The organism is Flavobacterium sp. XGLA_31, assembly GCF_051547105.1.
Taxonomy (GTDB): Bacteria; Bacteroidota; Bacteroidia; order Flavobacteriales; family Flavobacteriaceae; genus Flavobacterium.
Window position 1 is genome coordinate 704,018 of record NZ_JBPTTM010000001.1, and the last position, 19,242, is coordinate 723,259.

Here is a 19,242-nt window from a genome sequence, read left to right on the forward strand (position 1 = left end):
TTTCGTAATTATTTAGAAATTAATATTCTTGTTTTGATATCGTCAAATTCAATTTCCGTCCCGTTAGTGATAGCATCCTCAAAAGCTAAGGTCTCGGTTAATGTTTCTGACTTGATATACGTTTCGTTTTCCTGTATGGCTTTTACTAAAGCGACGGTTGGCTGTAAAAAAACTTTTATTTTATCGGTTACTTCAAATCCACTGTCTTTTCTGATGTTTTGGATTCGATTAACTAATTCTCTTGCGATGCCTTCGTTTATCAACTCCTCAGTCAGCGTAATATCTAATGCAACAGTTATGCCATTTGCATTGGCTACCAACCAACCCGGAATATCCTGAGACGAAATCTCGACATCTTCTAATGATAAAATTATACTTTTTCCCGAAATAACAAGCGATAGGGTTCCGTTGGCTTCTAATTCATTGATTTGTTCTGGCGTGAAACCTTGTATCTCTTTGGAAATCAATCCCATGTCTTTCCCAAAACGAGGTCCTAAGGCTTTAAAATTTGGTTTAATTTGTTTCACTAAAACGCCTGAGGCATCATCTAAAAGTACCACTTCTTTGACGTTTACTTCGGCTTTTATCAGGTCGGAAACCGCCTCAATTTCAGCACGCTGATGGTCGTCAAGTATTGGTATCATTACCTTTTGCAACGGTTGACGTACTTTAATCATTTCCTTTTTACGGAGCGATAAAACCAGTGACGAAACCGTCTGCGCTTTCATCATTTTACTCTCGAGCGATTTATCAACAAAGTTTTCAACCGAAATAGGGAATTTTGCTAAATGTATCGACTCAAATTCCTCTTTTTGTGTGGCTTGGGTTAAGTCTTGGTAAAGTTTGTCCATAAAGAACGGAGCAATAGGTGCAGATAATTTAGCCACATTTAACAAACAAGTATACAGTGTTTGATAAGCTGCTATTTTATCGGTGCCGTATTCGCCTTTCCAGAATCTTCTGCGACACAAACGCACGTACCAGTTGCTCAAATTCTCCTGAACGAAGTCAGAAATAGCACGAGCTGCTCTGGTTGGTTCATAATCGGCGTAGGCTTCATCCACGGTTTTAATTAAAGTATGCAATTCGGATAAAATCCAACGGTCAATTTCCGGTCTTTCGGCCAGTGGCACTTCGGCTTCCGCATATTTGAAGCCGTCAATATTGGCATACAAAGCAAAGAACGAATAGGTGTTGTATAGGGTTCCGAAGAATTTACGACGAACCTCTGCCACTCCCTCAATATCAAATTTTAAGTTGTCCCATGGATTGGCATTGGCAATCATGTACCAACGCGTCGCATCGGGACCGTATTCTTTCAGTGTTTCAAACGGGTCGATGGCGTTGCCTAAACGTTTGGACATTTTTTGCCCGTTTTTATCCAAAACCAATCCGTTGGAAACCACATTTTTATAGGCAACTTTGTCAAAGACCAAGGTGCCGATGGCATGTAGCGTGTAAAACCAACCACGGGTTTGATCTACTCCTTCCGCAATAAAATCAGCCGGGAAGTCTTTGTTTTCGTCTATTTTATCTTTGTTCTCAAATGGGTAATGCCATTGTGCATAAGGCATGGCACCACTGTCGAACCAAACATCTATCAAATCGCTCTCGCGCTTCATTGGTTTTCCCGAAGGAGAAATCAAGGTAATGCTATCTACGACATTTTTATGTAAATCGACCAAGTCGTAATTGGTTTCGGCCATATTGCCTATTTCAAAGCCTTGGAACGGATTTGAAGTTTCTACACCTGCAGCGATGGCTTTTTCAATTTCATGGTACAACTGTTCCACCGAACCGATACAGATTTCTTCCTGTTTGTCCTCGGTTCGCCAAATTGGGAGCGGAATACCCCAATATCTTGAACGGGAAAGGTTCCAATCGTTTGCATTTTTCAGCCAGTTCCCGAAACGGCCTTCACCGGTGGCTTTGGGTTTCCAGTTGATGGTATCATTCAAATCAAACATTCTGTCCTTTACCTCCGTAACTTTGATAAACCACGAATCCAACGGATAATATAGCAACGGTTCATCGGTTCTCCAACTGTGCGGGTAACTGTGCACGTATTTCTCAACTTTGAAAGCCTTGTTTTCTTCTTTTAACTGAATAGCTATTTCGACATCTGCCGAGCGTTCCGGCGCAGTGCCCGCATCATAGTATTCATTCTTTACATATTTATCTGAGTAGTCACCCAATCCCTGGATGAATCTTCCTTGCAAGTCTACCAATGGCACCGGATTTCCGTTATCATCTAAGACTAGCATTGGCGGAACTTCGGGAGTAGCTTCTTTGGCTACTTTGGCATCATCGGCACCAAACGTTGGCGCGGTGTGTACGATTCCGGTTCCGTCCTCTGTTGTAACAAAGTCTCCTGCGATTACCCTAAAGGCATTTTCGGGATTTTGATACGGTAATGCCAAAGGCATCAACTGCTCATAACGGATATCTACCAAATCTTTTCCTTTGCATTCGGTTAAAATTTGGTACGGTATTTTTTTGTCATCTGCTTTATAATTGGCAAAATCAGCTTCGCTTTCGGCCACAAAATATTTTCCGGCGAATTGTTTTCCGACTAAGTTTTTAGCTAAAATAACAGTTACCGGTTCGAACGTGTATTGGTTAAAGGTTTTGACCAATACGTAATCAATCTTTGGTCCAACTGTCAAGGCGGTATTACTTGGTAACGTCCATGGAGTAGTCGTCCAAGCTAGTATGTGAATATCGCCAAATCCTTGAAGGAAGCTTGGCAATGTTTCTTGTTTTGTTTTGAATTGTGCCACCACAGTGGTATCAGTAACATCTCTGTAACTGCCGGGTTGGTTTACTTCGTGCGAAGATAATCCGGTTCCGGCTTTAGGCGAGTAGGGTTGTATGGTGTAGCCTTTGTATAACAATCCTTTGTCGTAGATTTGTTTCAATAACCACCATACACTTTCCATGTATTTGGATTTGTAGGTCACATACGGATCTTCCATGTCGACCCAGTAGCCCATTTTTTCGGTCAAATCGTTCCATACGTCTGTGTAACGCATTACAGTGCGTTTACAGGCCTCGTTGTAGGCTTCGATGGAAATGGTTTTTCCAATGTCTTCTTTAGTAATACCCAATTCTTTTTCGGTACCTAATTCTACCGGCAATCCGTGAGTGTCCCAACCGGCTTTACGTTTTACCTGAAACCCTTTTTGAGTTTTGTAACGACAAAAAATATCTTTAATGGCGCGCGCCATAACGTGGTGAATTCCGGGCAAACCATTCGCAGACGGTGGGCCTTCAAAAAACACATACGGTGTGGCTCCTTCACGGGAAGTTACACTTTGTTCAAAGATGTTATTTTTTTTCCAAAAATCAAGAACTTCAGACGCTACCGTAGGCAGGTCAAGTCCTTTGTATTCAGTAAACTTAGTACTCATTTTTGTCGTTTTCTTAAATCAGTTTGCGAAAGTAATAAATAGTTGTGAACCAAGGAAAAATAAGGGTTGTTTTTTTGAATTGGCGAAGCAGTTAGAGGTTGAAAGAAATTGCAGCAAAAAAATTGCAGCAAATATTTTTGCTGCAGAAAAAATTGCTACAAAATAAAATAATTTCAACGGCTGCATTATTGCAACGAAAAGTACTGCCCTAAGGGATATGCCATCAAAAGAAAATTAAGCAAAGACCTCTTTCAAAACTTCGAGTGATTTTGGATTTTTAAATCCGGCAAGATGTGTAGTGTAATAAAGGAGCAAGATTTTGAGCAAAATTTGGCGTTCCACACCGGCAAAGGTTTTTTGATCGGAGTCAAACTTTAAATCGATTAGTCTCTTAAAGAGATGAGTTTCGTGCTCATTTAAACAACCGGTCCCCAAAAAAGAGGTAAAAAAACCTTCTTTGATTTCGAAAAATTTACCGTCTATTTCTGTTGTGTCCGGATAAAAACCAAGAAATTTAGTCATTTCCAGCATCAGAATCAGGTGAAAATTGGCCATGTCGTCATGGGCATCGAGCCAAAGCAAAGCCGATTCCAGAAACAAAAAAAGATCTTCGTTTTTCTCTTCTTCGTGTATGCTGTGGTGAATGATTTCGGAAAGAAAGATTACAATAGTGCTTTTAACAATGTCGTTGCTGATGGTCTGGTAAGCATGAGCCAATTTGATTTCCTTGAAATGCTCGAGGGTACCTTTGTTTTTGTGATTGGCTTCGATTTCGAGTATTGTCAACGGTTGAAAATAGGCAATTTTTTGATTTGATTTTTTGGCTGAAAAAGCATTGGGGACAAAATAACTTTTCAAGCCGTCGGACTGTGTCAGGCATTTTACTATCAGGCTTTTTTCCTGATATTTTAGAGATGAAATTACGATAGCTTTAGTTTTAACTAACATTCTGAATGGGGAATAGTAAACAGGGAATGGTGAACCAGTTGAATTTTTAACATACCATTCGCTCCGTACAATTATCTAACAATCATCACTTTTTTGACAGCAGTTTCAGCACCGTCTTGAGAGGCTATAAAAATCATGTACACTCCGGAAGATACTTTGTATTTACCGAAAGCAGTGGTATCCCATTCAATGGTTCCACCCTCGGAGGTGGTTTCGTAAACCAAATTGCCTTCAATATCCGTGATTTTGATATTGGCTTTTGAAATTAACCCGGCAATTTTAACGGTGCCCACAAACTCTGGGCGTACGGGGTTGGGATACACATACACGTTGTTCAGATCCTCGGCCGGTCGTGTGGAGGTTCCCTGAAAAGAAACCATTCCTTTATCGGTCGCAAAAAAAACTTCACCGGTCACCGCGTTGATATCAATATCATTGATAACATTACTGGGAAGAGGGGAGTTGTCTTTGGTAAAATGATAAATGGTTTGTTGACCATCAGAAGAAACGAGGAAAACACCTGAATCGGCTGTACCTATCCACTTTTGATTGGAGCCGTTGACGGCAATATCTGAAACGTATTGTTCGTACATCAGTTCTTGTGCCAACCCGTCTTCCAGGATGATGATGGCGTTGGTTTTCATTTGTTCGTCAGAAGTAAAACTGCTGACACTGGGTAATACCCTCAATCCTTTGGTGGTTCCTATCCAAAGCTGGTTTCGGTTGTCTGTGACCAAAGCTCTTACATCTTCAAAAGGCAGATTCCCCAGGTTTTCGCCGGTGGTTATTTTTTTAAAAATGTTGCCGTTTTCACTGAAAGCAATGACCCCTTCTTTAAATGTAGCGATCCATTTGACACCACTTTTATCAATAACCATTTTGCCAAATCGATTGTTGAAGTAATTGGATTGAATGGTTGAGGTATCGTATGCCTGCCATTGCCCTCCTGCTTTGAGTTCTTTCAGGCCATTTTTTACTAATCCGTTGGATACCCATAAATTTCCGGCTTTATCAAAAGCACTTTGTTCTATTCTGAGGTCGGAATCTGGCGGATCTGTTGGGAATACCGGTTCCAAAAGACTGTTGTTTTTGTTGTAAATGGTAACCAATTGATCATTTTCAAATTTCAGTAATCCGGAAAAATAAGAGCTAACAAAAATTTGATTTTCATTGTTGGGATTTACCGTCACTCTTACAAAATCGGAAGCATTACTGTTCGGTTCATGAACTTCAGCATAAGGGATGTTCAGCCAGTGATTGTCGGCGTATTTGCTGATTCCGTGATATGACAACGGATATGGGTTGTATTCATCGGTATAATCGCCATAAACAGCCCATAAATTGGAAGAGGAACTATTGATTGAAAAAATATTATTCTGAGCCGGCCCATTGGGCATTATAATTTCAAAAGTAAACGGATTGTTGATGGCAGAGCTAACAATGCCGTTTTCATTTGTGCCAATATAAATGTTACCGTTTAAAGTGGTGGCACAGCTAAAGGTTACCGGAATATCGGGAATTTGCGAGTTTTGAATATGAGCAGTTTGGCCCAATGTCGTGTTAAAAACATAGACATGACTTTGCGAAGTTATCGTAAGATAATTTTCGTTAGCTCTGAGATCCAATCCCGGCTGTCCTACATTAACAATTTGCTGAAAAAAACTACCGTTATATTTGTAAAGAATGGCATTGGCATTCATGGCAATCAGTTGATTGTTGAACGATACAATTCCGTTCCAATATCCAGTGTCGAATACTTCCCATTGTGCAAAGTCATTCAGATTGGCGTTGTTGATGGATGCTTTTTTGATACCATTATTTTGAGATACTGCGTAAATATCTCCATTGTAAACACAGGTTTGATAAATTTTAATCTCTTGCCCGTTGGGGCCAATAAAATAAGTGTCACCAAACTCAAGTGTTGCCAACTTATATTGTACAATTCCAAAATCACAGGAAATATAAACAATGCCGTTATATTCCATAAAATGATTTATTTTTTTGATATTGGCAGGCAGGTTTTTATTGATGATATCTACCACATTGAGCATACTGCCGTCAACATTGTTGATAACGATCATCAAGCCGTTCTCATAACCTAAAAGTGTTTTGTTAAACGCCTTGCTGTGGTACATGGCCGAAATGGTTTGGCCGGAAAGACCGTTGATGGTATTGATGGTTTCAATATCATTGGTGGTAGTGTTTTTGGTAAAAAGGGCATTTTCTGCAGCCGCAAAAAGTTTGGTATCCGATTCGGAAACGTCCTTGATTTGGTTATAGGAAAAATAACCTTTCCAGTTCTGATTTTGTTGTGTAAAACCATAATGGAAGGAGAAAACCAAAATCAACAGCAGATACTTTTTCATTTTAAAACAATTTGCACACAAATATAGTATAAACGCAAAAAATTCGGTTTTGGTATAGCGCATAAAAAAATGCCCTTATTGCTAAGGACATTTTTTAGGTTTTGGTTGGTTTTTATTTTGGTTTATACGATTCCTTGTGCTAGCATTGCATCGGCTACTTTAACGAAACCGGCAATGTTGGCTCCTTTTACATAATCTGTATATCCGGTAGCATCTGTTCCGTATTTCACACAAGCTGCATGAATGTTGGCCATAATGTCTTTCAAACGTTGATCTACTTCTTCAGAAGTCCAGCTCAAGCGTAAAGAGTTTTGCGACATTTCCAAACCTGAAGTTGCCACACCCCCTGCATTTGATGCTTTTCCAGGAGCGAAAAGAATTTTAGCATGTAAAAATTCTTCAACAGCCTCCGGTGTTGATGGCATGTTAGCTCCTTCAGCTACACATATACATCCGTTTGCAATCAGCATTTTAGCTTCTTCACCGTTTAATTCATTTTGAGTAGCACATGGTAAGGCAATATCACATTTTACTTCCCATGGACGTTTTCCGGCTACGAATTTTGCAGAAGGGTATTTGGTCACGTAATCCGAGATTCTTCCGTAGTTAACGTTTTTGATTTCCATTACATAGGCTAATTTTTCGGCATCAATTCCATCGGCATCGTAGATGTATCCGGATGAATCAGACAACGTAACAACTTTACCACCTAACTGAGTTGCTTTTTCACAAGCGTATTGTGCTACGTTTCCGGAACCTGAAATAACCACAGTTTTTCCTGAGAAGCTTTCGCCTTTAGTAGCCAACATGTTTTGTGCAAAGTACACATCACCATATCCTGTAGCTTCCGGACGGATTAAAGAACCTCCGAATGTGATTCCTTTTCCGGTCAATACTCCGGTAAATTCGTTTCTTAATCTTTTGTATTGACCAAACATGTAGCCTACTTCTCTTCCGCCCACACCGATATCTCCGGCAGGAACGTCAGTGTCAGCTCCGATGTGTTTAGACAATTCGGTCATGAAAGCTTGACAGAATTTCATGATTTCAATATCTGATTTTCCTTTAGGGTCAAAGTCAGAACCTCCTTTTCCACCACCCATTGGCAATGTAGTTAAACTATTTTTGAAGGTTTGCTCAAAAGCTAAGAATTTCAAGATGCTCAAGTTTACTGAAGGGTGGAAACGGATTCCTCCTTTGTATGGTCCGATAGCTGAGTTCATCTGGATTCGGTATCCGCGGTTTACTTGTGTATTTCCGGCATCGTCAATCCAGGTAACGCGGAACATGATGACTCTTTCCGGCTCTACCATTCTTTCCAAAAGCATTTTGTTTTGGTATTTTTTATTTTGTTCAATAAAAGGAATTACGGTTTCTGCAACTTCCTTAACTGCTTGCATAAATTCAGGCTCATTGGCATTTCTTTTTGCTACTAAGTCGATGAATTCGTTGATACTTTGTGACATAAAATTATACTATTAATGTTTTTTAAGAAATCGTTTTCGTAAAATCGGACAAATATACATTTTATTAAAAAAACGGTTGTCATTTTTTTTAAATTCTCAGAAATTTTATGTTTCTGTTAAGAAACTCAGCTTAAGACTAAAGTAATTCTCGTTATTTAAATCTTTTTTTGGTTTTTATCGTATATAAATCAACAATTTTTTATTTTATTTTATAACTGATTGATGTTTTTATATATTTGTCGAGAATTGAACTTATTAGTATGCAAATGCCCAAAAAATTTATCATAACCTCATTGTTGTTGTTTATTTTTGCAACGAACAGTAACGCTCAGTTTGGCTTTTCACATGAAATCGGTGTTATTGCCGGACCGGTTGCCTTTCAATCGGATTACGGTGAGCGACATGATTTTTCAACGAATGCAGGGAATACCGGTTATGGTATCGGAATCATCCACTACCTGAATTTTTCGTACCGAGCGGAATGTAACTGTTATACTCCTGAGACTTATTTTAACGACCACTTTAAGTTGAGAAGTGAGTTGTCATACAATAAAACTAATTTGAAACATTTCGGAAAATGGGTTGATCCCAGCCGAACTTCAACAACGGCTAATCAATTACGGGCAATGAGAGGGAGTACGACTGTGACTAATTTGGGGATGCAGTTGGAGTTTTATCCTTTGAGTATTCGAGATTTTACAGCAACTATTGGTTCTTTCGCTCCTTTTATCAGTTTGGGGGGACAATTCAGTTTTTATGACCCGGAAGCCTATTCAGAATTAGGTCCTTTGGATTCATTTAATACAACTCCTATTAAATATTACAAGGCTACAACCAATCAGGGAGGAACAGTATGGTCGGTGGTGTCCAGTATCGGATGTCGCTATAAACTAACAGAGCTTTCTGATTTGATGGTCGATTTAAGATGGCAGTATTATTTTTCCAATTGGGTTGACGGTTTGAATCCCGATCCGAAGTTATATCCTGAAAACAAAGCCAACGATTGGAATGTTTGGTTTAATGTTGGATATATTTACTATCTTCAATAAAAAACGTTTTTTTATTTGTCTTCAACCGCATCTTTATAATCCGGATAAAGAAATTTGTTATAGGGAAATCGCGTGATGTGAATTTCTCTTACGGCCTCGTAAACTTTTTCTCTGAATTCTTCAAAGTTCTCTTTGTTGGTTGCCGAAATAAACAAGGCATTCTTTTTGCCAACGGTACCCATCCAAGTCGCCTTCCATTCTTCTAAAGTGTAATGTTTGGTGGTTTTTTCGGTCACCAAATCATCGGCCTCGATGACCAAGTGTCGGTATGCATCGATTTTATTGAAAACCATAATGGTAGGTTTGTCATTGCTTTTGATGTCCTGTAAAATTTGATTTACCGATTGGATATGCTCTTCAAAATCAGGATGTGAAATATCGACTACATGCAAAAGCAAGTCAGCTTCTCGTACTTCATCCAGTGTGCTTTTGAAGGATTCAATCAATTGGGTTGGTAATTTTCGAATAAATCCAACAGTGTCAGACAATAAAAAAGGCAAATTCTTAATGACTACTTTTCTAACGGTGGTGTCAAGGGTAGCAAATAATTTATTTTCGACAAAAACCTCGCTTTTGCTGATGACATTCATCAAGGTGGATTTCCCCACATTGGTATATCCTACCAAGGCAACGCGAACCATGGCGCCGCGATTGCTTCTTTGTACTGACATTTGTTTGTCAATAGTTCTGATTTTTTCTTTCAACAAAGCAATACGATCGCGAACAATTCGGCGGTCGGTTTCAATTTCAGTTTCTCCCGGACCACGAAGTCCAATTCCCCCTTTTTGACGTTCTAGGTGGGTCCACATGCCCGAAAGTCTTGGCAATAAATATTGGCATTGTGCCAATTCTACCTGTGTTCTGGCATAAGAGGTTTCAGCTCTTTGAGCAAAAATGTCTAAAATGAGATTGGTTCGGTCCAGTACTTTGCAATCCAAAATTTTGGAAATGTTTTTCTGTTGGGAAGGAGAGAGCTCATCATCAAAAATTACAGTCGATATATTGTTCTCCTTAATATAGTAGTTAATCTCATCCATCTTTCCTGTTCCTAAAAATGTTTTAGGATTGGGACGTTCCAGTTTTTGGGAAAACCGCTTGATTACTTCGCCTCCGGCAGTAAATGTTAAAAACTCCAATTCATCAAGATACTCGTTTAATTTATCTTCGTTTTGATGTTGGGTAATGATGCCGACGATGACAGTTCTCTCGAAATTTATAACTTCTTTTTCTAACATTTTGGATTTTATTGTTTGGCAAAATTAGGTATTTGAAATTTAAATAATCGTGTAAATACTCGAAGAATTTGGAGCGCAAAGCCATTTATTTTAGCAAAAAAAATATAATTTCAGTTTTTTTCAGAATTTTTACTAAATTTGGGCTTCATTATCCAAAAAATTATAATCAAACAACTAAATTGTTATTGCATGAAAAAAATTACTTTATTTCTATTGCTGTTGTTGCTTGCTTCTGTTAACGGTTATTCCCAATTTACGCCGGCTGTAGAAGGTTTTGAGTCAACAACAGGACCGGATGCCGCTCCAGCAACCAGCTGGACACTAGGTACCGGTGATTGGGCGGTTTTCGACAACGATGCTGCTTCAGGAATTTCTACAGCTCAGCGCTGGGGAATCATGAGTACCGTTGCGACCCCACCATTAGTTTATCAGGGAACCAATTCTGCCTATATCAATAGGGAAAACATCGGACAAGGCAATACATCGGAAGATTATTTGGCGACGCCAATGGTTCACATTCCGACTAACGGTCAATTGCACTTTTACACCCGAACATTTTCGAGTGGAATACAAGGAACGATCTACCAAATCAAGATAGCTCCGGCTGTAGTTCCTGAATTTCAGACCGATCCAACGGCTTACAGTTTGGTTCAGCAATGGACAGAAACAGAATTAGTTGGTACATTTAATATCTATGAAGAAAAAATTGTGGATTTGTCAGCGTATGCTGACTTAGATGTTTATATCTCCTTTGTAATGGTTTATACCCAAACGGGAACTGTTTTGGATGGTGACCGTTGGTTAGTAGATAACGTAAGTATAGCAGAAAACTGTTTTGCTCCAACGAACCCGGTTGCGGGTCAGATTACATTGAACTCAGCGAATTTGAGCTGGACTGGTTCCGCTCCGCAATACGAAGTGGAAATCATACCTCAGGCCGGAACATTTACCGGTACGGGTACTATTGTAAATACCAATAGTTTCAGTGCTACTCAAACCACTGCCGGTGTTCCCTTTGCGGCGACCACTACTTATTCTTATCGTGTAAGAGCAGTTTGTTCAGGAGGAGTTAACAGTGTATGGGTTGGACCAACCAACTTTACGACCTCTTCACCGGGACTCACTTGTTTAGCTCCAATTACGGTATCAACATTACCATACAGTACTACCAACAATACCGGCAATTTCTCTGACAGTACAGATGTTATTCAGCCGGCTGCGTGTGCAGGAGGTGCCACAAACTACATGGCTGGGAATGATGTTTTCTATTCATATACCGCGCCGGCTAATGGTACCATAAGTGTAACTTTAACTCCAACGACAGCCAATTCAAGTTTGTTTGTCTATGATGGATGTTCTAATGTTGGCATAGCTTGTATTGGCGGAATTGCCAATACCGGAACCGGTATCAGAGACTTACCTAATATTCCTGTAGTTGCAGGTCACGAATATATTATTGTTGTTTCATCAAGCGGAGTTTCGCAAACAGTTGGGTATACTTTAGTAATACAAGCTGTGGCTTGTGCGCAACCTACTGCTTTAGCCGCTTCAGGTATAGCTCAAACTACAGCTAACTTAAGTTGGGCGGCCGGTGCAGCTACTTCATGGGAAGTAGTGGTGCAACCTGCAGGAGGTCCAATACCGACCGGTTCAGGAACACAAACCAACACTAATACCAATTACCCGTGTCCTATCGCTTTAACAGCAAACACTTCTTATGATTTTTATGTAAGAGCTGATTGTAATGACGGCAGCGGTTTGTTTAGTGCTTGGGCCGGACCTTATACTTTCAGAACATTATGTGATGCGTTTCCGGTTACTTTCCAGGAAGGATTCAACAGCACATCAACCACACAGGCTTGTTGGACCGTTGTAAACGGAAACAATGATGCCGATTCATGGAATATGGATTATGCGACTAACCCTTTTGAGGGAGATCAGGTTGCTGTTCTTCTTACGGATGGTAATGGAGGGGCTAATGATGATTGGTTGATTTCACCACAAGTGATTTTGAATGGCAATCAACGATTAAGATACCGTTACAGAGTACAGTCGACTAATGAGCCTAATGACTTTAGAGTAATGCTTTCTACAAATGGAGCCAGTACTGTTGATTTTACAACAACATTAGTGCCTTTGAATTCTTACAGTAATACTACTTATGTAGAAAACATCGTAAACCTTTCGGCTTACACGGGACCTGTGAATGTTGCATTCCATGTACCGGCAGGAGGACTTGACGGATGGAGACTTTATATTGATAACTTTATTATTGAAGATTTACCAACCTGTCCGGAGCCGTCAGCTATTACATCGAACTCGGTGCTTTCTACCAGTGCCAATATCAGCTGGACGCCAGGAAACACGGAAACAGAGTGGCAGGTACTTACTTTACCTTGTGGTTCTCCTGCTCCGGGAGCTGGTGCGACACCAACAGCCACAGCTACAACTAATGTTAACTTCCCACTTACCGATTTAACTCCTACTACTTGTTATGATGTATACGTAAGAGCGGTATGTCCGGGTAATGACTTAAGTCCTTGGACAGGTCCTACTACCTTTACCACTCAAGTAGCTCCGCCAATTTGTGGAGGAACGTTTACAGATCCGGGAGGTTCAGGAGCAAACTATGCTAACAGCACAGACTCTACGGTGACTATTTGTCCTCAAAATGCAACTGATGTAGTGACCGTAACTTTTACGTCATTCAATACAGAAACGGGCTGGGACGGATTATTGGTGTATGATGGAAATTCAATTACAGCACCTCAAATTGCCAGTGCCAATGGTACCGGTAACGGATTTTTTGGAACCGTAACAGGAGCCTATTGGGGCACTGCTATCCCTGGACCATTTACTTCATCTAGTGCGGACGGCTGTTTGACTTTCCGTTTTGTGAGTGATACTTCAGTAAACAATCCGGGTTGGGTGGCCAACGTAACTTGTGCACCACCACCAACTTGTAGAAAACCTACGGTGTTAACCAATAATACGGTTACTTATAACTCAGCATTATTGAACTGGACTCAACCGGTAAATCCGGATAACTCAACAGCTACAGCTTGGGAGGTTATTGCATTGCCATGTGGTTCAACACCACCGGCAGCCAATGCAACTCCAACCACTACGGCTTCTACGAATAGCAACTTCTTATTGAGCGGTTTAACCTCTGCAACTTGTTATGATGTTTATGTAAGAGCGGTTTGTAGTGATACAGACAGCAGCACTTGGACTGGTCCAACAACTTTTACTACACAGGTAGCTCCACCGGTTTGTGGCGGAAACTTTGTAGATGCAGCCGGACCATCAGCTAACTACGCTAACAGTTCAGATTCAACAGTAACCATTTGTCCTAATACTGCCGGAGAAGTGGTTACGGTAACATTCACATCTTTCTGGACAGAAGCAACTTGGGACGGATTGTATGTATTTGACGGAAACTCTATTGCAGCTCCGCAAATTGCCAGCACGAATGGTGCAGGAAATGTACCGGGTGGCTTGCCGGGTTCTTATTGGGGTAACTTAACAGGAGCTAACTTGCCTGGGCCGTTTACTTCATCAAGTGCCGATGGTTGTTTGACTTTCCGATTCAGAAGTGATGGTTCGGTTAACAATCCGGGTTGGATTGCTAACATTACTTGTGCTCCTGCTCCACAATGTCCTAAACCAAATACGTTAACGGCTACACAAATTACATCTACTTCCGCGCTTTTAGGCTGGACAGAAATGAATCCGAACGTTGCGCAATGGCAAGTATACTTGGTGTTGCAAGGACAACCGGCACCGCTGCCGGATACCGCTACGGGTTGGGTAACGGTTTCATCAACCTCTGCCCCTTTTACAGGATTACAATCAGGGACACAATATACTTTCTATGTACGATCAATATGTCCTGATGGTAGTTACAGTTTATGGTCTGTAGCACATAACTTCAGTACTTTGATTATCAATGATGATTGTTCGGGAGCCATATTCGCTCCGGTAAACTCTTCTGCAGAGTGTGGTCAAATCACGGCTGGAACAATTACCGCTGCAACTGCGTCAACAGTTCCTTTGGACGCTCCGTGTGTGGGAACAGCGGATGATGACGTATGGTTCCAATTTATTGCAACCAATCAGTATTTGAATGTGTCTCTGCAAAGTATTGTCGGGACAACAACCAACTTAAATTTTGCTGCGTATTCCGGAGAATGCGGAACGCTGACACAAATATTCTGTAGTGCAGCCAACGCTGTTTCAGGGGTGTTAAACGGATTGACCGTAGGACAGACCTATTATATCAGAGTGTACTCTAATGGTTCAACACCACAAACGGTAAATTTCAACTTGTGTATTTCAACACCATCTACTTGTCCTACTGCTTCAACAGTTTGTAGTCTTACGGATTATGTGAATACTACAGGGGTAGCTAATTTAGGTACCATCGGATGTTTGTTTACGGCTCCGAACCCTGCCTATTTTACCATTCAGGTAGCTACTTCAGGACCTATCAATTATACGTTGACACAGTCTACACAACCTTCTGTTAACGGTGTACCAGGACCACCAAATATTGACGTGGATTATGCCGCTTGGGGACCATTTACCAGTCAGGATGAAGCTTGTACGTTTATCGGTAGTGCACAACCTTATGCGCCTCCAGGAATTGGAGTGCCGGTAACACAACAAACAGGATGTAGTTATTCAGCTGCACCTACTGAAACTTTAAATATTGCGAATGCAGTAGCTGGGCAATTCTATATCATTTTGATTACGAATTTCTCGAATCAACCGGGATATATTACTTTGACACAAAACAATACCGGTACTGCGGGTCACGGTGAAACCAACTGTTGTCCTAATGCGTCTTTCAATTATAATCCGGTTACGTATTGTAGAGAAGCCGGTGCACCTAACCCGACTCCTCAAATTAATAGTGGTTCGGTTGCGGGTACCTTTACCGCGAGTCCTGACGGTTTAGTATTTGTTGATACAGCAACCGGTCAGGTAGATTTAGCAGCGAGTACAGCAGGAAACTATGTTGTTACTAATACGGTAGCGGAAACTGCGACTTGTGCGGAAAGAACATCAAATGCTACCATACAAATTGTAGAACCGGTTACGGCTACATTTACTTATGGTTCGGCTTCTTACTGTAATGTATTGTTTACTACTCCTCAACCAGCTACTTTAGAGGGTGCTACAGGAGGATCGTATTCAGCTTCTCCAAATGGAGGTCTTTATGTAGATGTAACCACCGGAGCCATTACTCCTAGTTTGAGTTCTCCGGGTGTGTATACCGTTACTTATACATTACCGGGATCAGGTTCATGTGTGGCCAGTAATCCAACTGCTACGGTTGAAATTATCGGAGCGCCAGAGCCTACCTTTACACAGGTACCACCTATTTGTCCGGGAGATGCCTTAGCAGATTTGCCAACGACTTCAAATGATGGTATTACCGGTACTTGGTCTCCTGCTATGAACAATACAGCGACTACGACGTATACCTTTACACCGGATGCAGGACAATGTGCTACTACTACTACGATGACGATAGAAGTTGGTTCTACCACTCCTACGTTTACGCAAGTGGCTCCAATATGTCCGGGTGCTCCTTTAGCAGACTTACCGACTACTTCAATCAATGGTGTAGTAGGAACATGGTCTCCGGCTATGGACAATACACAAACTACAACATATACGTTTACGCCAACGACAGGAAACTGTGTGGCTTCGGTTACTATGACAATTGTTGTACAAACGCCTTCTATTGTTCCTACGTTCAATGCGGTACCACCTATTTGTCCTAACGGAACATTAACAGACTTGCCGACGACTTCATTAAACGGTATTACCGGAACATGGTCACCGGCTTTAGATAATACACAAACGGCTACGTATACCTTTACACCGGATGCAGGTCAGTGTGCATTACCAACAACATTAACTATTATTGTAAATCCTGAATTACAAGTGACGGTAAATAATCCATCATTCTGTCCGGGCTCTACAGCTACGGTTGTTGCTACTCCGGCAATTGCAGGAAACTACAATTATGTTTGGACAGTTCCGGCTGGAGCTTCAGACCCTGGGAACGTTGCTTCCTTTACGACTAACGTACCAGGAAATTATTCTGTTGTGATTACACAAGTGAATACATTCTGTAATTCAGATTTTGAAACGCCTGCAGCCACAGGTACTACTCCTAACTTAGTGAGTGAGACTGCTGTGCCTTGTTGGGATACTACTTCTTCGGATGGTATCATTGAATTATGGCCTACTGGATTTGAAGGGGTAACTCCTTATTCAGGAAATAACTTAGTGGAGTTAAATGCTAATACTCCGGGAACGTTATTCCAAGATTTCACGGTAGTTCCGGGTACAACTATTTCGGTTTCTTTTGCCCACAGAGGACGTCAAGGTGTTGACGTGGTAGGAGTAGAAGTAGGACCTGTTGGAGGACCTTACGTAAGCTTAGGTAATTTCTCTGATGGAAATACCGCTTGGGCATTACACACGGTTAATTATACAATTCCTACCGGAGCCGGAAGTAACTATTCATTGCGTTTCGTTTCTGTGTCAAGTGCAGGAGGAAGCCCTAGTATTGGAAACTTGTTAGATTCTATTTCAATCTCTACTTTGGGATGTCCGTCGCAACCGACTACAGGAGTAGTATCTATTCAAAACTTACCGGCGCCAACGGTAACCGTTACGCAACCAACCTGTACGCAACCAACCGGAACTATTGAAGTAACCAGCCCGCTTAACGGAGCAGGAGGTGGTTTACCAGCTAACTTGTTTATTTCTGAAGTAACTGATGCCCCAACAGGTTTAGGTGCTCTTACTTATGTTGAAATATATAACGGTACGGGAGCAACTGTTAATTTGAGTAACTATAAATTAAAAATGTACAATAACGGTTCTTCTTCTGTTAATCCTTCATGTGATAATATTTTATCAGGTATGTTGAATAATAACAGTACTGTTGTTGTTGCAGTTGGTTCATCAACGAACCAAGGAGGGGTAACACCAAATCTTGTATTCGCTGGATGTACTGGAGTTAATGATAATGACAATATTCGTTTGGCAACAACAAGTGATGTTGATATTGATATTTGGGGAAGCATAACTGATGTGAGTTTTACACCTTCTGGTCAAGCTGGTTATACATACAGAAGATTGAATACAGCTACAGTACCTAGTACCACTTGGAACCCTGCTGATTGGACAGCCATTGATGATGTGGCAGGTGTAGTTGATTATTCAAATATTGGTACTTATTCTTTACCAAACTCAAGTACTTATGAGTATAGCTTAGATTCAGGAACGTACCAATCAAGTACGACTTTCACTGGTGTGGTTTCAGGACCTCATACCATTACAGTACACGATTTAGTGACAGGATGTTATTCATTACCATTCGATGTTACTGTTGATCCGATTATAGATCAAATTATAACGACATTCAATCCGATAACTATTTGTAATGGTGATGCGGTTTCTTTCCCTGCTGCTTCTTTAGAGGGAGTGACAGGAACATGGAGTCCATCAACAATTGACAATACACAAACGGGTACGTATAACTTTACACCGGATGCAGGACTATGTGCTTCTACGGCTACTTTGACGGTTACAGTTAATCAACCGGCTACGCCTACCTTTGACCCGGTAGCGGCTATTTGTGAAGGTGATGTTTTGAATGCGTTACCAACTACTTCTACAGGAGTTGTTTCGGGAATCACAGGTTCTTGGTCACCGGCCTTGAATAATATGGCTACGACTACGTATACCTTTACTCCGGATGCAGGACAATGTGCTACGACGACTACTTTAACAATTGTAGTGAATCAAAAAGTGGTTCCAACCTTTACTCCGGTTGCAGCTATTTGTAATGGGGATACTTTGGCAGCGTTACCAACGACGTCAAATGCACCTGAATTGGTACCGGGAACTTGGTCACCTGCCTTGAATAATACGGCAACGACCACGTATACCTTTACTCCGGCTGCAGGTCAATGTTCGAATACGGCTACCTTAACGATAACCGTGAATCAAAAAGTTCCTTCTACATTTAATGCTATAGCACCACTATGTAATGGTTCAGCAACAGTTCCGACACTTCCGACTACCTCAAATGAAGGAACTACGGGAACTTGGTCACCGGATACGATTAGTAATACCGAAACAGCCACTTATACCTTTACACCGGATGCAGGACAATGTGCTGAAACGGGTAGCTTAACGGTTACAGTAGCTGATCCGCTTGCTATTACCGCTATCGGAGATTGTCAAGGAAGCTACTTTGTACTTACGGTGTCACCGACTACAGGTACTTTTGATCCCGCAGCTACATTTAGTTGGGCAACCAGTTCAGGACAGGTTGTTGGAAATACACAATCGATTAATGCACTGACTGCCGATACCTATACGGTTACAGTAACCATAAACGGTTGTTCAAGCGAGCAAGACGTTATCGTTGAGCCGGCTGATTTAGCTTGTGTAATTCAAAAAGGTATTTCTGTTAATGGTGACGGCTATAACGATGCGTTTGACTTATCAGGATTTAACGTGAAAAAGATCACCATCTTTAACCGTTACGGAATGGAAGTATACAGCAAAACAGACTATACGAACCAATGGAAAGGAGAATCTGATAACGGTGACGAATTACCTGATGGAACGTATTACTATGTGTTTGATCGTGCGAATGGAGAAACCAGAACCGGTTGGATTTATATCAACAGACAGCAATAAGGACTTATAATAATTTGCATTTAAAATAAAAC

At 41.0% G+C, this 19,242-nt stretch carries 7 protein-coding genes; 2 read left to right on the forward strand and 5 right to left on the reverse strand.

The annotated features are described in order from the left end of the window. Window positions 1-8 precede the first annotated feature (8 nt). The 4 genes from ileS to gdhA all read right to left on the reverse strand — a co-directional run bounded on the left by ileS (window position 9) and on the right by gdhA (window position 8,190). The gene (gene ileS / locus ACSVH6_RS03125; RefSeq protein WP_438075452.1) at window positions 9-3,410 is read right to left on the reverse strand and encodes an isoleucine--tRNA ligase; all 3,402 of its coding nucleotides are present in this window, start codon (window positions 3,408-3,410) and stop codon (window positions 9-11) included. A gap of 234 nt (window positions 3,411-3,644) precedes the next feature. Next, complete coding sequence (recO, locus tag ACSVH6_RS03130) at window positions 3,645-4,358, reverse strand: DNA repair protein RecO (RefSeq protein ID WP_438075454.1); 714 nt, start codon at window positions 4,356-4,358, stop codon at window positions 3,645-3,647. A 71-nt stretch (window positions 4,359-4,429) separates the two neighbouring features. After that, entirely contained in the window at window positions 4,430-6,724 is a 2,295-nt protein-coding gene (locus ACSVH6_RS03135) for a T9SS type A sorting domain-containing protein (RefSeq protein WP_438075456.1), read from the reverse strand. A 122-nt stretch (window positions 6,725-6,846) separates the two neighbouring features. Continuing rightward, window positions 6,847-8,190: an NADP-specific glutamate dehydrogenase gene (gdhA, locus tag ACSVH6_RS03140; protein WP_438075458.1), complete on the reverse strand. Its 1,344-nt coding sequence runs from the start codon at window positions 8,188-8,190 to the stop codon at window positions 6,847-6,849. Window positions 8,191-8,456: 266 nt separating this feature from the next. On the opposite strand from gdhA, the gene ACSVH6_RS03145 reads away from it, so the two are divergent. After that, window positions 8,457-9,239 (forward strand): THC0290_0291 family protein, encoded by a 783-nt coding sequence (locus ACSVH6_RS03145; protein WP_438075460.1) that lies wholly within the window; start codon window positions 8,457-8,459, stop codon window positions 9,237-9,239. A gap of 11 nt (window positions 9,240-9,250) precedes the next feature. On the opposite strand, the gene hflX is transcribed toward ACSVH6_RS03145, so the two are convergent. After that, window positions 9,251-10,474 carry a GTPase HflX gene (gene hflX, locus ACSVH6_RS03150; protein ID WP_438075461.1) on the reverse strand — a complete coding sequence of 408 codons (1,224 nt, stop codon included), beginning with the start codon at window positions 10,472-10,474 and terminating at the stop codon, window positions 9,251-9,253. Between the two features lie 189 nt (window positions 10,475-10,663). On the opposite strand from hflX, the gene ACSVH6_RS03155 reads away from it, so the two are divergent. Next, window positions 10,664-19,210, forward strand: a complete 8,547-nt coding sequence (locus ACSVH6_RS03155) for a choice-of-anchor J domain-containing protein (protein WP_438075463.1) — start codon at window positions 10,664-10,666, stop codon at window positions 19,208-19,210. Window positions 19,211-19,242 lie beyond the last annotated feature (32 nt).